2 protein-coding genes are annotated in these 3,668 nt (G+C 70.0%); both read right to left on the minus strand.

Going from position 1 to position 3,668, the window contains the following annotated elements; all coding sequences use genetic code 11:
• A partial coding sequence (gene glgB / locus AOK17_RS46955) for a 1,4-alpha-glucan branching enzyme (RefSeq protein WP_079053691.1) occupies positions 1 to 2,090 on the minus strand: 2,090 nt, incomplete at its 3' end.
• Positions 2,091 to 2,175: 85 nt separating this feature from the next.
• The gene (locus tag AOK17_RS46960) at positions 2,176 to 3,588 is read right to left on the minus strand and encodes a maltokinase N-terminal cap-like domain-containing protein (RefSeq protein ID WP_055618745.1); all 1,413 of its coding nucleotides are present in this window, start codon (positions 3,586 to 3,588) and stop codon (positions 2,176 to 2,178) included.
• Between the last annotated feature and the right edge of the window lie 80 nt (positions 3,589 to 3,668).

Raw genomic sequence — 3,668 nt, forward strand, 5'->3', positions numbered from 1 at the left:
GCCTTGACGGGGCCGGGCCCCGTCACCCCGCTGCCCCCGAAGGACACGGCATCGGTATTCAGCACCTCCCCCCAGGCGGGCACGTCATCCGGAACACCGAGCCGGTACTCGTGCCGCACCACAGGCGAGAAGTTGGACACGGCGAGCAACGGCGAGCCGCCCGCGTCGAACCGCAGGAACGCGAAGACGTTGTCCTCCGCCGCACCCCCGGCCACCCAGGCGAACCCGGAGGGGTCGCAGTCCCGCTCCCAGAGCGCACCGGTCGTCCGGTAGACGGAGTTGAGCTCCCGGACGAGGTCCCGCACACCCTGGTGGTCGGCGGCGGCCCCGTACGACGGATCGAGGAGCCACCAGTCGGGCCCGTGCGCCTCGGACCACTCGGTGCCCTGCGCGAACTCCTGCCCCATGAAGAGGAGTTGCTTGCCGGGATGCGCCCACATGAAGCCCAGGTACGCCCGGTGCGTGGCCCTCTGCTGCCACCAGTCGCCCGGCATCTTGGACACCAACGACTGCTTGCCGTGGACGACTTCGTCGTGGGAGATCGGCAGGACGTAGTTCTCGCTGTACGCGTACACCATCGAGAACGTCATCTCGTTGTGGTGGTACTTGCGGTGCACCGGCTCGTGCGCGATGTACTCGAGCGAATCGTGCATCCAGCCCATGTTCCACTTCAGACCGAATCCCAGACCGCCACTGTCGGTGGGACGGGTCACCCCCTCCCAGGCGGTCGACTCCTCGGCGATGGTCATGACACCCGGCACCCGCCGATACACCGTCGCGTTCATCTCCTGGAGGAACGCGACCGCGGCGAGATCCTCCCGCCCGCCATGGAGGTTGGGCGCCCACTGCCCGGGCTCGCGCGAGTAGTCCAGATAGAGCATGGAAGCCACCGCGTCGACCCGCAGGCCGTCGATGTGGAACTCCTCGCACCAGTACACCGCGTTGGCGACGAGGAAGTTGCGCACCTCGGTGCGACCGTAGTCGAACTCGTAGGTCCCCCAGTCGGGATGCTCGGCACGGCGCGAGTCGCCCGGCTCGTACAGCGGCTCCCCGTCGAAGCGGGCCAGCGCCCAGTCGTCCTTCGGGAAGTGGGCGGCCACCCAGTCCATGATCACGCCGATCCCGGCCCGGTGCAGCGCGTCGACGAGGTACTTGAAGTCGTCCGGCGTGCCGAGCCTGGAGGTCGGTGCGTAGAAACCAGTGACCTGATAGCCCCATGAACCGCCGAAGGGGTGCTCCGCCACCGGCATCAGCTGAACATGGGTGAAGCCCAGGTCCGTGACGTACTCCGGGAGTTCGTCCGCCAGTTGACGGTACGTCAGTCCGGGGCGCCAGGACGGCAGATGGACCTCGTACACGGAGAACGGCGCCTCGTGCACGGCGATGTCCCCGCGGTGCGCCAGCCACTCCTGGTCGCCCCACTCGTGGTGGGACGCCGTCACGATCGACGCCGTCGCGGGCGGCACCTCGGTCCGGCGTGCCATCGGGTCGGCCTTGAGGAACCGGTGGCCGTGTCGTGAGGTGATCTCGAACTTGTACCGCGCGCCCTCGCCGATGCCCGGCAGGAACAGTTCCCACACGCCGGACGAGCCCAGGGACCGCATCGGGAACGCGGTCCCGTCCCAGTGGCTGAAGTCCCCGGCCACCCGGACGCCCCGCGCGTTGGGTGCCCAGACGGTGAAACGGGTGCCGGCCACGCCCTGGTGGGCCATCGGTTCGGCACCGAGTGCCTTCCACAGCTGTTCGTGGCGCCCCTCGCCGAACAGATGCAGATCGAACTCGCCGAGCGAGGGCATGAACCGGTACGGATCCTGCACCGCCACCTCGCCGCCACCCTCGTACCTCACCAGCAGGGTGTACTCGGGAATCGATTCGAGCGGCAGTGCACACGGCAGAACACCCGAGAAGAGCCCGTCGCCCTCGCTTGCCAGCTCCGTACGCCGCCCGTCCGCCGACAACACGGCCACGGCCGTGGCGAAGGGCCGCAACGCGCGGAAGACGACCCCCTCCGGTGCGGGATGCGCCCCCAGCAGCGCATGCGGATCGTGATGGGCGCCCGACAACAGACGCTCCCGATCCGTCGCGTCCATGGGAACCGCCGGCGGCCGCACTGCGGGCCGGACGTCCTCGGGCACCGGAAGAGTCACGGCTGCGGTGATGTTGCGGGCCACGGGTTCAGCCTCCTTGAGCACTGTGGAAGGACGGGACCGGCTTCTGCGAACCAGGGCCGGAGGATGCGGGGGCGAGCTCGGCGAGGCGGGCGATCGCCGCCATCGGTACGGGCAGCCAGTCGGGCCGGTGCCGGGCCTCGTACAGCACCTCGTACACGGCCCGGTCCGTCTCGTACGCGCGCAGCAACTCGGGCTCCGCGCGCGGGTCCCAGCGTGCCTGGGCGGCGTACCCCGCGCAGTACGCGTCCCGGCAGCGCCGCGCCCACTCGGGACGCCACGGGCGACGGCTGCGGGCGGCGTAGTCGAAGGAGCGGAGCATGCCCGCGACATCGCGTACGGGAGGCTGCGGGTGCCGTCGCTCGGCGATCGGGCGGGCCGGCTCGCCCTCGAAGTCGATGACGAACCACCGCTTCCCGGCCCGCAGCACCTGACCGAGGTGGAGATCACCGTGGATCCGCTGCACCGGACGGCCCGAGTCGAGGGCGGCGAGCGCGTCGAAGGCACCCCGCAGCCCGTCCACGTACGGCAGGAGGTCCGGCACAGAGCGGCTCGTGGCGTCCAGCCGCTCGTTCATCGAGGCCGCGAGCCGTCTGCTCCGGCGTCCGACCGGGACGCCGAGGGCGAACGCACCGGCCAGTGCGAGATGCACCTCGGCCGTCGCCTTGCCCAGCTCGTAGGCCTCGTCGGTGAAGTCCCGTCCTGCGGCGAGCGATTCGAGTGCCAGGGTCCACCCGTCGTCGGCATCGCGCAGGAACGGCTGCAGCACTCCGAGCGTCGCCTCCTGCGGCTGCGAGGTCCGGATCCACGCCACCGGTGCGGGTACGCGGGTGCAGCCCTGCCGGGCCAGCGCCCAGGGCACTTCGAGGTCCGGGTTGATGCCGGGCTGGACGCGCCGGAAGATCTTGAGGATGTACGAGTCCCCGTACACCAGCGAGGAGTTGGACTGCTCCGCGTCGAGGAGACGCGGAGTGAGACCGGCGGGGATCGACACATGCGCCTCGCGCTCGAACCGCAGCGGGCCCACCGTGCCCGGAGTGCGCAGCCGCTCCAGGAGCAGGTCCGCCGACCGGGGCTCCTGAAGGGCGTCGTACACCATCATTCCGGCCAGCGGCCCCTCGCTCGCCCGGCCGATACGGGTGTGGGCCAGCCGTGGTGGCAGGACCTCCCGGACACCGAGAAGCAACTGGTAGCAGTCCCCGGGTAGATGAGCGGCGGTGTCGTGCCGCGTACTGACCAGGAGATGCAGGCATCCCGGATGCAGCTCGGTCGCCGACAGCAGCGCCAGCTCCGTGACCCGTCGGCCCTTGCCCGCGAACCAGCGCTGCTCCGGCAACCACGTCCGCAGCAGTCCTGCGAGAGACGTCAGCAGAAGAGCCGGACTGTGACTGCTGGGGCGGGGTGATACGACCTTGCGCATGGCGACCCGTCCTTTCAGGCGCACACCATCAATCGCTGTTTGGTGTGGGGAGCATCCGCGCGGAGTCGGAACCAGTAGAA

It is taken from the genome of Streptomyces phaeochromogenes (genome assembly GCF_001418655.1).
Lineage (GTDB): Bacteria > Actinomycetota > Actinomycetes > Streptomycetales > Streptomycetaceae > Streptomyces > Streptomyces phaeochromogenes.

Coding starts and splice junctions, on each gene's coding strand:
- AOK17_RS46960 (WP_055618745.1), bottom strand. CDS start 3,588: ATGCGCAAGGTCGTATCACCCCGCCCCAGCAGTCACAGTCCGGCTCTT.